General features: G+C 65.8%; 17 protein-coding genes and 1 tRNA gene. 6 read left to right on the top strand and 12 right to left on the bottom strand.

All coding sequences use genetic code 11. The features are described 5' to 3' along the window. Window positions 1-18: 18 nt before the first annotated feature. The 3 genes from BMX29_RS18705 to BMX29_RS01180 all read right to left on the bottom strand — a co-directional run bounded on the left by BMX29_RS18705 (window position 19) and on the right by BMX29_RS01180 (window position 2,256). Window positions 19-546, bottom strand: coding sequence for a hypothetical protein (locus BMX29_RS18705; RefSeq protein WP_139196892.1), 528 nt, complete (start codon window positions 544-546; stop codon window positions 19-21). A gap of 77 nt (window positions 547-623) precedes the next feature. Further along, on the bottom strand, window positions 624-1,727 hold the full coding sequence (locus BMX29_RS18700) for a hypothetical protein (protein ID WP_139196890.1): 1,104 nt from the start codon (window positions 1,725-1,727) through the stop codon (window positions 624-626). A gap of 115 nt (window positions 1,728-1,842) precedes the next feature. Next, the gene (locus BMX29_RS01180; RefSeq protein WP_217644368.1) at window positions 1,843-2,256 is read right to left on the bottom strand and encodes a BrnA antitoxin family protein; all 414 of its coding nucleotides are present in this window, start codon (window positions 2,254-2,256) and stop codon (window positions 1,843-1,845) included. A gap of 196 nt (window positions 2,257-2,452) precedes the next feature. Between BMX29_RS01180 and BMX29_RS01175 the strand changes: the two genes are divergently transcribed. Genes BMX29_RS01175 through lpxK form a run of 3 tightly spaced genes read left to right on the top strand, consistent with a single transcriptional unit; the run spans window position 2,453 to window position 4,870 of the window. Beyond that, window positions 2,453-2,674: a DUF4170 domain-containing protein gene (locus tag BMX29_RS01175; protein ID WP_043844959.1), complete on the top strand. Its 222-nt coding sequence runs from the start codon at window positions 2,453-2,455 to the stop codon at window positions 2,672-2,674. 4 nt (window positions 2,675-2,678) lie between these two features. Further along, complete coding sequence (locus BMX29_RS01170; RefSeq protein WP_425314268.1) at window positions 2,679-3,869, top strand: 3-deoxy-D-manno-octulosonic acid transferase; 1,191 nt, start codon at window positions 2,679-2,681, stop codon at window positions 3,867-3,869. Beyond that, on the top strand, window positions 3,869-4,870 hold the full coding sequence (lpxK, locus tag BMX29_RS01165) for a tetraacyldisaccharide 4'-kinase (protein WP_092809697.1): 1,002 nt from the start codon (window positions 3,869-3,871) through the stop codon (window positions 4,868-4,870). The genes BMX29_RS01170 and lpxK overlap by 1 nt, the downstream gene beginning before the upstream one ends. 6 nt (window positions 4,871-4,876) lie before the next feature. Here lpxK and BMX29_RS01160 read toward each other — a convergent pair whose 3' ends face one another. Continuing rightward, window positions 4,877-5,740: an N-formylglutamate amidohydrolase gene (locus tag BMX29_RS01160; protein WP_092809695.1), complete on the bottom strand. Its 864-nt coding sequence runs from the start codon at window positions 5,738-5,740 to the stop codon at window positions 4,877-4,879. A 158-nt stretch (window positions 5,741-5,898) separates the two neighbouring features. Here BMX29_RS01160 and BMX29_RS01155 point away from each other — a divergent pair. Together BMX29_RS01155 and ykgO are read left to right on the top strand one after the other, a co-directional pair. After that, window positions 5,899-5,973 (top strand) — tRNA-Val (locus BMX29_RS01155). 90 nt (window positions 5,974-6,063) lie between these two features. Beyond that, window positions 6,064-6,189: a type B 50S ribosomal protein L36 gene (gene ykgO / locus BMX29_RS01150; protein WP_008562923.1), complete on the top strand. Its 126-nt coding sequence runs from the start codon at window positions 6,064-6,066 to the stop codon at window positions 6,187-6,189. A 228-nt stretch (window positions 6,190-6,417) separates the two neighbouring features. Here the strand turns inward: ykgO and BMX29_RS01145 are convergent, their stop codons facing one another. From BMX29_RS01145 to BMX29_RS01115, 7 genes are all read right to left on the bottom strand, one after another. Next, window positions 6,418-8,133, bottom strand: a complete 1,716-nt coding sequence (locus tag BMX29_RS01145) for a peptidoglycan-binding protein (RefSeq protein ID WP_092809693.1) — start codon at window positions 8,131-8,133, stop codon at window positions 6,418-6,420. Between the two features lie 37 nt (window positions 8,134-8,170). Next, entirely contained in the window at window positions 8,171-9,391 is a 1,221-nt protein-coding gene (locus BMX29_RS01140) for a phenylacetate--CoA ligase family protein (protein WP_092809692.1), read from the bottom strand. A 206-nt stretch (window positions 9,392-9,597) separates the two neighbouring features. Next, window positions 9,598-9,882, bottom strand: a complete 285-nt coding sequence (locus tag BMX29_RS01135; RefSeq protein WP_043844951.1) for a hypothetical protein — start codon at window positions 9,880-9,882, stop codon at window positions 9,598-9,600. A 139-nt stretch (window positions 9,883-10,021) separates the two neighbouring features. Continuing rightward, window positions 10,022-10,846 carry an ABC transporter ATP-binding protein gene (locus BMX29_RS01130; protein WP_092809690.1) on the bottom strand — a complete coding sequence of 275 codons (825 nt, stop codon included), beginning with the start codon at window positions 10,844-10,846 and terminating at the stop codon, window positions 10,022-10,024. Between the two features lie 121 nt (window positions 10,847-10,967). Next, window positions 10,968-12,263 carry an ABC transporter substrate-binding protein gene (locus BMX29_RS01125; RefSeq protein WP_092809688.1) on the bottom strand — a complete coding sequence of 432 codons (1,296 nt, stop codon included), beginning with the start codon at window positions 12,261-12,263 and terminating at the stop codon, window positions 10,968-10,970. A gap of 56 nt (window positions 12,264-12,319) precedes the next feature. After that, window positions 12,320-13,396 carry a branched-chain amino acid ABC transporter permease gene (locus BMX29_RS01120; protein ID WP_092809686.1) on the bottom strand — a complete coding sequence of 359 codons (1,077 nt, stop codon included), beginning with the start codon at window positions 13,394-13,396 and terminating at the stop codon, window positions 12,320-12,322. Window positions 13,397-13,453: 57 nt separating this feature from the next. Continuing rightward, window positions 13,454-13,666, bottom strand: coding sequence for a hypothetical protein (locus BMX29_RS01115; protein WP_092809684.1), 213 nt, complete (start codon window positions 13,664-13,666; stop codon window positions 13,454-13,456). Between the two features lie 144 nt (window positions 13,667-13,810). Here BMX29_RS01115 and BMX29_RS01110 point away from each other — a divergent pair, with 144 nt between their 5' ends. Next, a complete protein-coding gene (locus tag BMX29_RS01110) occupies window positions 13,811-14,005 on the top strand; it encodes a hypothetical protein (RefSeq protein WP_043844943.1) in 195 nt (64 codons plus the stop codon). 13 nt (window positions 14,006-14,018) lie between these two features. Here BMX29_RS01110 and BMX29_RS01105 read toward each other — a convergent pair whose 3' ends face one another. Next, window positions 14,019-14,969, bottom strand: a complete 951-nt coding sequence (locus tag BMX29_RS01105; RefSeq protein ID WP_043844942.1) for a branched-chain amino acid ABC transporter permease — start codon at window positions 14,967-14,969, stop codon at window positions 14,019-14,021. Between the last annotated feature and the right edge of the window lie 105 nt (window positions 14,970-15,074).

The raw sequence follows: 15,074 nt of genomic DNA, 5'->3' as shown, positions 1-15,074 counted from the left end.
TAGGTTGAGACGTAAGAGTTAGAGAAATGTTCTTTTGAGCTTTTCCGACACAGCCGCCTGAAATGCGCGTTTATCCTCGTAATACGCACCAGTCGCACTTACAAAACCTTTTGCAAACAGCGCACTTTCGGCATTGTCTATCTCGCTCAATAAATTTGCCATAGCGATAGAAAACTGCGCGGCCGGCAAATTATTGTCACCGATTTGGTCAGACAGGCGCTCAACATTTCTATTCAGATCGAGGAGTGCGCTTTGCAACTCCAATTTAAGTTCGTCGGAAACCCGATCATAGGGATGATCAATTACAGCGAAGACCTTCTGAAGTTGTTCATCTACAGCAGCTGCAGCGTTATCCACAGCTTCTGAATATTCAGCTGTAATTTTGTGATTTTGACCAAATACATCAAAATAGTTCTCGACCAATGCACCAGAAAATAGACACACTAATCCGATAAGTGACTTCGCAAGCCAACTAGGAATCTTTAAGCCGTTTGGGCCGCTGGGCAGATTCGTGCCTGACGTGCTGGATTCGTCTTTACTTTCCACGCCGACCTCAGTCATTGATATCAATAATGAACGAAGTTTCTACTCGCTGGATGCGGTACGCAGTCGTGCCCTAGCGGCTACGGAAGATCTATGGTCGCAGGCCCCTTCAAACCAGAGGACAATGCAGCATCGTTTGCGATTTCGCAAGCCTTGGCCCAACGTTCTGCCCCCAACAGCCGCAGTTGACTCAAGACTTCGCGACTTACCTCCGCTGTGCACACATCATTTGGATCTTTCGAGTTGCCTATTATGACCGTATCGTTACCCGCCGCGTCGACTGCCTCCGGCCCAAGCTGAGTCGCAAGCAGGAACAAAGCAGCGACGGTGAGAGGACCGGTCGCCTTGGAAACAAGATTAAGGTATCCAGGGGAATGAATATTAGATTGCAGCTCAAAACTATCTCCATCTCTAGAAAAAATTGCCTCTTCGACCGACTGAGGCGGTCTACCCTTCCGCTGATTTTCCAAATTTACAGCGACAAAGTTGAAGAAAGCCTGAATCTTGAGATCGTCTGAGATAGTGAAGTCAGGGTCATCAACCGTGAAGCTTACCCTTACATCGCTTTCGTCAGCATAACTTCCATATGCGATGCGATATATAGACTGAGCCTCCTGCCGTCGGATCTGAACAAAGGCGTTCGGCTTCGATATTAAGTCCAATAGATATGGAGAGAGCTTTCCCTTTTGAACTTTACCAAGCCACCTAACACGTCGACCATAAAGCCTCTCATTTCCATATCTCTCGGAATATTCGATTACTTTAAAGTTATTTGGCTCATCCTGAATTTCGCCGACTAGAGCATCGAGCGAAAACGCTGAAGGCGGGACCAAGACCAGGTCGCCCTTCTTCGCCTGCTCAAAATAGCCACGCAAAACGCGCAAAAGTTGTGCGAGGGCAGAGGTTCGCGAAACACTTTGATAATGATCCAAGTCCCGTGAAGGAGCATCCCCGCTAGGCCTCAAAAGATGCGCTCGAATGTTCCTGGATCTTTGCAGTTGCGCTAAAATTCTATCTTGATCATCGAACGAGATACCTTGCTTCAAGTCCAAGGCAACTATGTCTGCAAATATCGCCTCATTCTCGCGAAACAAGTCGTAGAGACGATAGTTTGCGCCCGGCCTAACCATAAAGACCTTATGCCCTTCGTCAATTATTCTTGAGTTCAGGTCGACTCGTATCATGAAGATCTCATAAGTATTTTCTTGCCGGTTTCCCGCATATGATATTACCTTTCGTTTTCACGCAACCATTTAATGAATATGGCTCTCTATCATTTACGTTTATCGTATTTCGGCGTCACCCCTCCTCCGCCAGCCACTCCGCCGTCTTCCCCCAGCCCGGACGGTCCCGCGCCTTCTCCAGGACGGCGTCGGGGCGCATCACCACGTCGGTGCAGTCCGGCCCGTCGAGGATGTGGGCGAGCTTCATGTGCATGAAGGCCCGCAGCACCTTGTTGATGCGCGGCTGGTAGCCCGGGCCGATCCCCTTGAAGAACCGCACCACGTCCGCGTCGAGCCGGATCGTCACCTTCACCGAGCGGCCGTCGCGGTGGTCGCGGTCGCGGCTGATTTCGTGCCAGTCGCGCGGCACCTTCCGGGCGGCCATGAACTTGTCCAGCAGCTCGTGTTCGAGGATCTCCATCGCGTCGATTCCGAACGAGTAGTGGACGCGTTCGGTCTTGGTCATCTTGCTGGGGTCGATCCGGCGCATGGCGGGGCTCCGTCCTTGGGGTCCGAGGGATGCCCGCAGGATGCCCCGCGGCCCCTTCCCCGGGCGTGAGCGGACCGTACGCCGCGGCCAGACCGATGCCATACGCCTGCCAGACCCGAGCCACCCCCCGCTTGACCGCCCCGCCGCCCCGCGTCAGGGTCGCGCCGGGGAGGGAGCGACGGAAAGGATGCCACCGATGCAAGACCTGCACCTCGTCTTCGGCGGAGAGCTCGTGACGCCCGAGCGCGACGAGTTCAAGGACCCCTCCGACCTGCACGTCGTTGGCGTGTTCCCGACCCGCGAGGCCGGGCGCGAGGCCTGGGCGGAATGGGCGCAGAAGACCGTGGACAACGCCCACATGCGCTACTTCCTCGTGCCGCTGGGCGACCGCGTCGGCAGCGGCGCCGCCTCCGCGTAAGCCGTTGGTCAAGCGTCCGTTTTCCATCAATACCTACTTCGCCTCGACGCGCGGACGCGCTCCCGTCTGGACCCCGGACGCCCCCCGCCCCAAGGGTGAGCTGGTGTGGCTGCACGCCGGCAGCCGGGCCGAGGCGCGCGCGCTCGAGACGCTCGCCGCGCGCCTGCGCCAGCAGCGTCCCGAGACCGGCCTCCTGGCCACCGGCGCCTGGGACGAGGGCGCCGCTGCCCTGCCCCCCGAAACGCCCGGCGACGCCCGTCTCTTCCTAGATCACTGGCGCCCCGACCTCTGTTTGTGGTCCGGCCCCACCCTGAACCCCGCCCTCCTCTGGACCGCCCACGAGGACGGCGTCCCGCTCCTGCACGCCGACGACGGCCAGGCGCCCCATGTCGCGCCCGCCGCGCGCTGGCTGCCGGACCCCGTGCCGGCGACGCTCGCGCTGTTCGACACGCTCTTCGTCGCCGATGCCGCCGCCGAGCGCCGCCTGCCCCGAGCCTCGCTCTCCGCGGACCGGATCCGCCGCAGCGGCGTCCTGCAGGAGACGACGCTGCCGCTCGACTGCGACGACGACCAGCACGAGGAACTTCTGGGGCTGCTGGCCGGACGCCCGATCTGGCTGGCGGCGCGACTGCGTGCGGGCGAGGCGCGGCTCGTGATCGACGCCCACAGGGTGGCTACGCGGCTGTCGCACCGGCTGGTCCTCGTGCTGGTGCCCGCCTCCGAAGAGGACGGCGTCCAGATCGCCGCCGCCGCCGATGCCAGCGGCCTGCGCGTCAGCCGCTGGGACGAGGGCGAGACCGTGGACGACGGCACGCAGATCATCCTGTGCCAGGGCGCCGAAGAGCTCGGCCTGTGGTATCGCCTCGCCCCGCTGGCCTTCCTCGGCGGGTCGCTGGTGTCGGGCCACGGCGGCACCGATCCGTTCGAGGCAGCCTCGCTGGGGGTCGCGATCCTCTACGGCCCGAACGTGGGCCGTCACCTTGCCGCCTACACCACCCTGGTGGACGCGGGCGCGGCGCGGATCGTGCGGGACGAGGACAGCCTTGCCGGCGCGGTCTCGCAGCTTCTGGCCCCGGACCGCGCGGCCTCGATGGCCCATGCGGGCTGGGAAGTGGTCTCCGCCGGGGCCGAGGCGACGGACGCGGTTCTCGCCCGCATGGTCGAGCTTCTGGACGCGCGCAGGGGGCGGACCTGATGCGCCCGTTCCGCTTCTGGGATCGGCCAGCCAATGCCCCGGGCCTGCGCGCGCGCGCGCTGCAGCCTCTGGGCGCGCTCACCGCGCTCGCCACCGCGCGGCGCGTGACCCGTCCGCCGAGCGCCCGCCCGGCCGTCCCGGTGATCTGCATCGGAAACCTGCACGCCGGCGGGACCGGCAAGACCCCCACCACCATCGCGCTGATCGAGCGGCTGACTGCCCGCGGCGTGACCCCGCACGTGGTCTCGCGCGGCTATGGCGGGCAACTCGCCGGGCCGGTGCGGGTGGACCCGCAGACACATGACGCGGCCGCCGTGGGCGACGAGCCGCTGCTCCTCTCGGCCTTCGCGCCAGTCTGGGTGGCCCGCGATCGCGCAGCCGGAGCCCGCGCGGCCGAAACCGCAGGTGCCCAGGCGATCCTGCTCGACGACGGCTTCCAGAACCCCGGCGTCGCCAAGGACCTGTCACTGGTCGTGGTGGACGCGGCGCGCGGCTTCGGCAACGGGCTCTGCCTGCCGGCAGGCCCCCTGCGCGAGCCGGTCGACACGGGGCTCTCGCGCGCCGACCTCGTGGTCGCCATCGGCGACAGCATCGCGCAAGAGGCGTTCCGCAAGGATTGGGGCGATCAGGTCCCCTGCCCGATCGTGTCCGCCCATGTCGAGGCGCTTCAGACCGGGATGCCATGGGAGGGCCTGCGCGCCTTTGCCTTCGCCGGGATCGGGCGGCCGGAGAAGGCCTTTGCCACCCTGCGCGATCTTGGCGCCGACGTCGTCCACGCCGAGGCGCTTGACGACCACCAGCCGCTGACGACCGCCCTGTTAACCCGTCTGGAACGGGACGCGCAGATGATGAACGCGCAGCTCGTGACGACCGAGAAGGACGCGGTGCGACTGCCCGAGGCCTTCCGGCGCAAGGTTCTGACAGTTCCGGTGCGGTTGCGTTTCGATGCGCCCGGGCCGCTCGATGCGGCACTGGACGCGCTCTGGCCGGCCCGGGACTGACCCGCCCTACTCGGCGGCGAGGCTGTCGATCCGGGGGGCGCCCAGCGCGGCGATCTCGGCGATGATCCCGCGCAGCGCCTTGCGGACGGTGTGGAACTGCGCGTTCGGGCGGATCCGCATCTCGTCCATGTAGATGGCGCGGTCGATCTCGATCTGCACCGCGTGCTGGCGCCGGGCGGGGCGGCCGTAATGCTGGGTGATGTAGGCGCCCGCGAAAGGCGTGTTGCGCGACACGGCAAAGCCTGCAGCCGTGAACGCCGCCTCGATCCGGTCCACGAAGTCCGGAGAGGCGGAGGCCCCGAATCGGTCGCCGATGACAATCTCGGGCCGCCGGGCGCCGCCGCGGGCGATGCCGTCCACCGCCTCGTGCGGCATGGAGTGACAGTCGATCAGCAGCGCCTCACCGAAGGCCGCGTGCGCGTCGTCGAGTGCGCTCTGCAAGGTGGCGTGGTAGGGATGCCAGTAATCACGGATGCGCCGTTCGGCCTCTGCAAAGGGCAACTTGCCGCGGTAGATCGCGCGACCGTTTGCGACGACCCGCGGCACGACGCCCAGTCCCGACGCCACGCGCGGGTTGTGGCCCGACCGGCGCACGCCCTCGACAAGCGCGGGATCGAGTTCGTCCGGGGCGCGATTGAGGTCGATGAAGGCCCGCGGCGCCCCGGCCTTCAGGAAGGCCGCGCCAAATTCCGGGGCGCAATCGAAGAGCCGGTCGACATAGGCATCTTCGGACGAGCGGATCGAATGTTCGTCCAGCACGGTGTGGCGCAGGAAGGACCACGGATAGTCGCGCCCCGAATGCGGCGAGGCGAACACGACACGGGAGGTCAGGTGCTCCGGACGAAAGAGGTGATAGGGAACCTTGGGCATTCGTACTCCTCGGGGGCAACATAGCCCGTTTTCGAACGCGCTCAAAAGCCCCTTGATCCCGCCTCCGACTCTATTTATAGACCCCGCTTACCGGCGCGGGTCTCCCGCGCCCCATGTCTTTATGGGGCACCCGATGGGGGAAAAGCGCAGGTGAAAACGGGCGGTTAGCTCAGCGGTAGAGCACTACGTTGACATCGTAGGGGTCACTGGTTCGATCCCAGTACCGCCCACCATCCATCACCGCTCCGGCGGGATCGCAAGATCCCCGGGGCCCCGAACACCAGCCAGGCGCAACCGAGCGCCGCGACATGAGGAGACGACCGATGAAGGTCAAGAACTCGCTCCGCTCGCTCAAGAACCGTCACCGCGATTGCCGCGTGGTGCGCCGGAAGGGCCGCGTCTACGTCATCAACAAGACCCAGCGTCGCTTCAAGGCACGCCAGGGCTGATCCGCTGCGCGCCCGCGGGCGCGCGTGGGTCCGATGTGAAACGGGCCGCCCTCGGGCGGCCCTTTCGCATGTTCGATGATCGGATGATTAACGCGCTCCTCGCGCGGATCTTCGGACCCTCATCTGGCAAGGCGACGCCCACCCGAAGCGGGCAGAAACGCAAGAAAAGGGCCGCCCCGTTTGGGCGGCCCTTTCGCGTTGCGACGGGGCGCGACGCGCCCTGCCAGATCAAAACCGCCCGAACACCGTGTCCGACAGCAGCTGAGCTGCCGTGGCCTGATCCAGATACCCGTGCGCGGTCAGTCCCTTGTCGGCCTGGTAAGCGGCGAGCGCGCGGCGGGTCTGCCCGTCCACGGTGCCGTCCACCTGGCCCGGGTTGTGACCATTCGCGGCAAGCTGGCGCTCGGCGATGGCCCACGCCATGTTCGGCAGGTTCATCGCCGCCTCCTCGGCCGCAGCCCGCGACCCCGAGGCGCTTCCGCCGTCTTGCACGTTGCCGCCCTGCCGCTCCTGCGCCGCCTGCCGCAGCGCCCGGATGCGCTGCTCGGCCCGGTCGGTGAAGGCGCCGTTGGGCCATTCCTCGATGTAGAGCTGGTACGCCCGCACCGTGTCCTGGTCCCGCGCGGCCACGAAGGCATCCCGGTCGCGCTGCGCGGCCCTGTCGCGCGCGCTCTGTTCGAGCGAATCGAGTCGGCTGCGCGCGTCCGAGGCGTAGATGCCATCGGGATAGCGGTCGAGATAGGTGCGCAGCTGTTCGGCGCCCGGATCCGGCGAGATCTCGGACCAGTAGGCCCGGTCCGCGCGGTCGCGCTCTTCGGCGGCACGGCGCTCGGCGGAGGCGGCTTGCGCATCGATTCTCTCGATCTGTCGGCGGGTGAGGAAGCCGGTCGCCTCCTGCCCGTTGGCCTCCTGCCACGAACGGATCGCCTGGCGGCTGCCCTGCCCGAAGATGCCGTCCACCCCGCGGGTGTCATAGTCGAGCGAGGTCAGGTCCGACTGGATCTCCTGCCGTTCGGTCCGCGACAGGTTCAGGGCGTCCTCGTCGGCCTCGGCCTGCCGGCCCGGCGCGTCCCGGAGGTATTCCAGCCGGTCCCGCGCCGTGGCGGCATGGGCCCCGTCGGGATAGGCCGAGAGGTAGGTCTCGTAGCCCGCCGCATCGTCGCGCTGGCTGACCGACGACCAGAGGCGCTCTTCGCCGCGGTCTTCCGTGGTCTGCTCGGGCTCGGGCGCGGGCTCTTCGCGCTCGGGCTCGGGCTCGAAGGCCTCGTCGATAAAGACCATGCGACGTGGCGCGTAGCCCTCCATCTCGAGCTCGGCGTCCCGCACGGCCTCGGCGAAGTCCCGCGACGGGGTCGCGAGGTCGCGCCGGGCCAGCCGCTCGATCTGCCGGGGCGTTCCGCGTACGAGGGTCACGCCCTGCGGCGGCTCGATCGGTCCGCTGCCCGCCGACAGGAACCGCGTCTCGCGCAGCGGGTCCATCTCGTCCTCGGCGATCAGCAGAACCGCGCTTCCGGGAAAGTCCGCCAGCACACCGAGAAGCGCCGATACCGGCAGTCCCTCTGTCAGCACAGCCGCCTCGTCCAGCGGATCGGGCGCATCCGGTGGCAGCAGGTAGGTCTCGGCCTCTGTGTGCACGAAGCGCCCGGACAGAATTGCCGCCACGCGGTCGGTCTCGCTATCGATCCCGGCGAGGAAATCGCGCAGCGCCTCCCGCATCTCGTCCGAAGCGCCCTCGACCAGACGCGTCACGGCGAAGCCCTGCCGCTCGAGAGGCTCGGCAGCAGCAAGCACGCGGTTCGCCCCCGAAAGCCGTGGCATGTCGTCGTATTCGCCGTTCGCGAAAATTAGTGCGTCGCCCGCCGCATCGGCCTCCCGGGGCAGAAGCGTCAGGGCAAGCGCGGCAGCCGGCAGCGTGGCCAGCACGGCGGTCAGGGTCCGGTTCATTCGGTCCTCCTTGCAGGGTGACAATCCGACGGAGCAGTCACTCGTAGCTCCGCGTGTCCTCGATGACGAGCCCGTCGCGCGGAAGTCCGCCGGGGGCGACGATCTCGACCTCGCCCTTGAGCTTCAGAACGTCGGCGACGGTAGCGGCGAAGGCCTCGGCGTCGCCGCCCTCGGCCTCGATCCGCACGGTCATGGTATCGGCCTCGCCCGAACGTCCGGCGACCACGCGGGCGCGCTGGATCTCGGGGTGCCGGGCGACAAGCTGCGCGACCTGTTCGGGCCGCACGAACATGCCCTTGATCTTGGTGGTCTGGTCGGCGCGCCCCATCCAGCCCTTGATCCGCATATTGGTCCGGCCGCACGGGCTTTGCCCCGGCATCACGGCGGAAAGATCGCCAGTCCCGAACCGGATCAGCGGGTAGTCGGGGTTGAGGGTGGTCACCACGACCTCTCCCACCTCGCCCTCGGGCACCGGATCGCCGGTTCCGGAGGTCACGATCTCGACGATCACACCCTCGTCGACGATCAGTCCCTCCATGGCCGGGCTTTCGTAGGCGACATTGCCCAGATCCGCGGTCGCGTAGCACTGCAGGCAGGTGATGCCGCGGTCAGCGTACCACTCCCTCAGGGACGGAAAGAGCGCGCCCCCCGAAACGGCCGCCCGCGTAATGTTCAGCGACAGCCCTAGTTCGTCGGCCTTCTCCAGGATGACCTTCAGGTAATCCGGTGTTCCGGCATAGGCGGTCACGCCGAGGTCGTGCGCGGCGCGCGCCTGCAGCTCGGTTTGGCCCGTGCCGGCGGGAAGCACCGCAGCCCCCACCGCCCGCGCGCCGCTTTCAAAGATCTTGCCCGCGGGCGTCAGGTGATAACCGAAACAGTTCTGCACGATGTCGCCCTGCCCGATTCCGCAGGCATAAAGAAACCGGCCCAGGCGCCACCAGTCGGGATCGGTGCTGCCCGGCTCGTAGATCGGGCCTGGCGACTGGAAGATGTGGGCGAAGCCACTGGCATGGCGCGTCGTCAGCCCGCCAAAGGGCGGCGCATCGGCCTGCGCAGCACCAAGATCGGCCTTCCGCAGGACGGGGAGCGCGGCCAGCGCATCGCGGTCCGTGATGGTCGAAGCGTCCACGTCGGCCAGTCGCTCGGCATAACCGGTCAAGCCCTTCGCTCGGGCGATCTGCTCGGGCAGCGCGGTGCCCAAAGCGGCCGCGCGTTCGTCCACGCTGCGCGTCTCGAGCGCGTCGAAATAGCTGGTCATGCGCGGGTCTCCTCCCGGCCTGTCTTCGTCTCGGGGTGCATCGGCATCGGGCGCCTCCTTGGCTCGGACCTGGTCGCGGGGGCCGGGTCATGCAATGTCCGGGTCGACGCTATCAGATAACAGCGTCGGCCCAAGCGTCCCCACGCACGCAAAAACGCCCGGCGCGAAGGCCGGGCGTCCAAAGATCGGTCTATGGAAAGTCGGGATCACTCGCCGCCGGGGGCAAGCGCGTCCTGAAGCGAGATCGTCGCGGTATCTTCGTCGTCCTGATTGCAGACTTCCATCAGCTCGTTCGCCACCTCTTCGGCGTCCATGCCTTCCATGTCCGCAGCGGCCATTTCGGCCACGCCCATCTGGGTCTCTTCGTCCATGGTGAGGTATTCGGCGCAGTTCGTCGTCGTCAGGTCCATCTCGTGCTGAGCGGCAAACGCGCCGCCGGCGAAGGTGGTGGTCAGGCCGAGGGCCGCGACGAGAGTTGCAACGGTCTTCATGTCTGTCTCCTGAGTTCGTGTGTGGTCGATGTCGACCTCTGGCGAAAAAACACGCCCAGGCGCCGGCCCGTTCCTGCCAGGTGACACAAACAATCGTGTTTGACCGCGGTTTCGGCAGGTTTATCTAGCGCGAGTCGGCTTAGCTGAGCCACCGCTTGCGGCGACGATAGGAGCGCACGTCGCGGAACGACCGCCTGCCCTTGTCGGACATGCCGAGGTAGAACTCCTTCACGTCGTCGTTCTCGCGCAGCGCCTGGGCCGTGCCCTCCATCACCACACGCCCCGACTCGAGGATGTAGCCCGAATGGGCATAGCGCAGCGCCACGTTGGTGTTTTGCTCGGCCAGCAGAAAGGCGACGCCCTCGCCCTCGTTCACCGCCTTCACGATCTCGAAGATCTGCTCCACCAGCTGCGGGGCGAGACCCATGGACGGCTCGTCGAGCAGGATGGTCTCGGGGCGTGACATCAGCGCCCGGCCGATCGCGCACATCTGCTGCTCGCCGCCCGAGGTATATCCCGCCTGGCTCTTCCGTCGCTCCTTGAGACGGGGAAAGTAGGAATAGACCATCTCGAGGTCGGCCTCGACGGCGCCCCGGCCGTCGCGGCGCGTATAGGCGCCGGTGCGCAGGTTCTCCTCGATGGTCAAATGCTCGAAGCAATGTCGTCCCTCCATGACCTGGATGACGCCCGTCTTCACCAGCGCCGCCGGGTCGAGGTGCTGCACACGTTCGCCGCGATAGACGATGGAGCCCTTGGTGACCTCACCCCGCTCCGAGTGCAGCAGGTTCGAGATCGCCTTGAGCGTCGTGGTCTTGCCGGCGCCGTTGCCGCCGAGCAGCGCGGTGATCCCGCGCTCGCGTACGGTCAGCGACACGCCTTTCAGCACGAGGATCACGTGGTTGTAGATCACCTCGATGTTGTTGACCTCGAGGATCGGCTCCCGCGTCTCGCCCGTGTCCAGCATGGCCCGCTCTCCGCGCATCGCGGGCGCGGCGCCCCGGTCGTGGCCCCGTCCCCCGCTTCTTCTCGTTCAAAATATTCGAAACCCCGGCGGCGGCGACCGCGCCGCCGCCGGGCGAAGGGCGTCAGCCGCCCACGTTGCACTCTTCGTTCACGGGCCAGGGCGCGTTCGCATCCGCGTATTCCTGGGCGTTCGCCTCCACCAGCGGCGCGATCTTGTCCATCTCGGGCTTCAGGAGGTCCGAGGCCTGCACGAACTCCGACCCGTTCCACTCGAGCATCCAGCCGCCACCCTGTCCGGTGTGATCGGCGCACGAGGTCTCGAACGGCGGCACCATGCCCGAGATGCCCAGTTCTTCGAGCCGCGCCTCGTCCATCTTCAGGTTCTCGAAGCCGTAGCGCATGTCCGTCGGCGTGATCTCGGGCGTGCCCGCATTATCCTGTGCCACGCGGATCGCCTCGGCGAGGATCGCCGACATCACCACGCCGCGCTGGTAGTAGACCTCGCTGGCCTGCTCTTCGTCCGCGAGGCTCTCGCCCGCGTCGATCACATGCTCGCGGATCGCCTGCATGGCCGGCGCGTCATCCACCGGCTTCGACCAAGAGATCGAGCGGAAGCCGGTGCCGTCCTCGCCCACGGGCTGGAGGTCGTCGGTGTGCGAGCCCCACCAGACCGACAGGAACTGGTCCATCGGGTACTTGGTGCGCACGGCCTCCTTGATCGCCGAGCCGTTCATCGCGCCCCAGGCCCACATGATGACGTAGTCCGGACGCTCGCGCCGGATCTGCAGCCACTGGGCCGACTGGTTCTGCATTTCGGTCAGGCCGACCGGGATCGGCAGCAACTCGAAGCCCTGGCGTTCGGCCGCGTCCTCGAAGAACGGCAGCGGCTCCTTGCCGTAGGGGTGATCGAGGTGCAGGAAGGCGATCTTCTTGCCTTCGAGCGAGCCGTCGTTCTCGTCGAGCAGCGCCTGGATCAGCATCGACGCACCGTCCCAGTAGCCTGCCGGAATGTTGAACGCCCACTGGAACACCCGTCCGTCGCGCATCGGCGAAAAGCCGTAGCCCGGCGCGAAGATCGGAATCTCGTCCACGTTGGTCTGCGGCAGAACCTGTAGCGTGATGCCCGTCGACCAGGGCTGCGTCACCAGCGCGTCGGCCTTGTTGGACTCGTAGCACTCCACGCCCTTCTCGGTGGCATAGCCGGTCTCGCACTCGCTGTAGTTCACCTCGAGACCGCCGATCCCGCCGTCGCGCTCGTTGAGCATCAGCAGGTAATCGCGCTGGCCGTTCATCAGCGGAATCCCAGTCGAGGCGAAGGGTCCCGTGCGGTAGCTGAAGTTCGGCACGTTCAGTTCCTGCGCCAGCGCACCCGTCCCCAAGAGGGCGGCAATCGCGGCGACGCTCGTCAGAAGTTTCATGTCTGGTCTCCTCCCTTGTCCTTTGTCGTTCGTGCTGCGCGGGGCCGTCCTTCAGGTCAGTATGGGAACGGCCACACGATGAGTTTTTCCCGGATCAGAGTCCACAGCCGCGCCAGTCCGTGCGGTTCGATCACGAGGAAGAAGATGATGAGCGAGCCGACGATCATCGTGTTCAGATGCTCGACCGTCGCTGACGAGATGTGCAGCCCAAGCGCCTCCGGCACGACGTTCAGGACCACCGGCAGGCCCACGATCAGGATCGCGCCCAGGTAGTTGCCGAGGATCGAGCCCAGCCCCCCGATGATCGCGATGAAGAGGATGCGGAAGGACAGACCGATGTCGAAGAGGTTGGGCTCTGCCGCGCCGCGCCACATGAAGACGAAAAGCGCGCCGGCGACGCCCACCACGTAGGACGAGATCGCGAAGGCGGTCAGCTTCGACTTCATCAGGTTGATGCCGATGAGTTCGGCCGCGATGTCCATGTCGCGCGTGGCCTTCCACGTCCGGCCCAGAGTCCCCCGCGTCAGGTTGATGCACAGCACGGTCATCAGCGTGACCACAGCCAGGACCACGAAGTATTGCGTGGCCGACGCCGCCTGCGGCCCGGCAACCCACAGCCCGAACATGTCGAGGTTCGGTACCTGGATTGCGCCAGAGGCGTTGTAGTTATAGAGCCACGCCCATTTCTCGAAGAGCCAGATCAGGAAGAACTGCGCGGCGAGCGTGGCGATCGCCAGGTAGAATCCCTTGATCCTGAGAGACGGGATCCCGAACGCCACGCCGATGCCGGCCGAGAACACGCCCGACAGCAGGATCGCCACGACCGGATTCAGCCACGGCATCAGAGTGACCAGCTTGTAGCAGGCATAGGCCCCGACCCCCATGAACGCGGCCGTGCCCAGCGACAGCTGACCGGCATAGCCCGTGAGCAGGTTCAGACCCGTCGCCGCCAGCGCGTAGATCAGGATCGGGATCAGCAGCGTCTGGAACGCGAACTCGGACGCCGTCAGCGGCAACACCACCCAGGCCAGTACCAGGATGATCCCGAGCAGCACCGCATCCTGCCGGACCGGGAAAAGCGCCTGGTCGGCCGTGTAGCTCGTCTTGAACTGCCCCGCCGTGCGGTAGAGCATCTGCTTTCTCCTCCCTTGCCGGCGGCACCTGCCGCCCGGTCTTCCGTCTTTCCTGCCTCAGCGGCCTCCGAACACCGGGGCGTAGAGCCCGCGCCATCGCCCGCTCAGCCGCCAGTCCGCGAACCCGGCGACCGCCCAGAGCGGGAGGACCGTCACGATCCGCAGGACCGCGCCCTGACCTGCGAGTGCCGCCGCCACCGCCGCCGCGGTGCCAAGCGCGGCGAGCAGCCCCACCACCAGGCGCAGTCGCCGCAGGCCGTCTTCCCTCATGCAGCTCTCCCGCAACACGTCGCGGCATTTTCGCATCGGGCAGGCCTAGCCACGGAACCCTCTCGCGGCCTGAGAGTTATTTTTGGTTGATATAAAACGCCTGTGCGCAACATAGTTGCATCAATGACCGGAAAGGCCCGAGCGATGTACGACGACCTCGAAACCCGCATGCGCCAGCTCATCTCCGATGCCGAGGCTGACATCGGCTTCGAGCGCGACGGCGACGCCGCCCCGCGGCGCTTCACCGGGACCCACGCCATGCGCGACGCGATGGAGTTCTGGACGGCCCCGGCGATCTCGATGATGCGCGCCATGTGGTTTCCGTTCTCCCGCCGCTGAGCCGCCTGCACGTTCACACCCTCTCGATGATCCGCTCGCCGAACAGACCCTGCGGGCGGAACAGCAGCACGATCAGCGCCAGCACGAAGGCGAACCACGTCTCGGTGTTGCCGCCGAGAAACGGCTGACCCCAGTAGATCTCGAAGAGCTTCTCCAGCATCCCGATCATCAGCCCGCCGATGATTGCCCCGGTGATCGACTCGAGCCCGCCCAGCATCAGCACCGGCAGCGCCTTGTAGGCGATGACCTCGAGCGCGAAGGATACGCCCGCACGCGCGCCCCAGGCGATGCCCGTTACCAGCGCGATGACCCCGGCGATAAACCACACCAGCACCCAGATCGTCTGCAGCGAGATGCCCACCGACAGCGCCGCCTGGTGATCGTCGCCGAGCGCCCGGATCGCGCGCCCCATACGCGTGAAGTTGAGGAACGCCAGCAGTGCACCGACGAGGATTACCGCCACCGCGACCACGGTCATATCGAGCTTCTGCAGGATCAGCAGCCCGCCGAACGGCTCCAGCACCACGTCTCCGGTCGGGATCCCGAGCTCGCTCGTGATCATCGCCTTGTTCTCGCCGCCGAAAATGATCTCGCCGAAACCGATCAGGAACAGCGTGATGCCGATCGTCGCCATGAAGAGGATGATGTCCGGCTGTCCGACCAGCGGCCGCAACACGACCCGCTCGACCGTCACAGCCAGCAGGAACATCACGCCCAGCGTGGCCGCCACCGCGATCCAGGCCGGCAGCCCCGCGGCATGCAGCCCGACCAGCGTCAGCGCCGCGAAGACCACCATGATACCCTGCGCGAAGTTGAAGATGCGGCTCGAGCGGAAGATCAGCACGAAGCCGAGTGCGATCAGCGCATAGAGCACGCCCGAGACCAGGCCCTCCCAGAGCACCTGCATCAGGAAATCCGGAGCCTCGAACATCTCCACGAAAGGCTCGATCAGGTACGTGTACATTTACCGCCTCTCCCCGCCCGCGGGCGCCGCTTCTTCCTGGTTCAAATTTTCCGCGGAGCGCGAGGGACCGCGCCTCTCGCACAATGCCGCCCGTGCGCCGCGCCG

It is taken from the genome of Roseivivax marinus, from assembly GCF_900109705.1.
Lineage (GTDB): Bacteria > Pseudomonadota > Alphaproteobacteria > Rhodobacterales > Rhodobacteraceae > Roseivivax > Roseivivax marinus.
The sequence above is the reverse complement of the archived record's forward strand: the minus strand, read 5'-3'. Positions and strand labels throughout refer to the sequence as shown.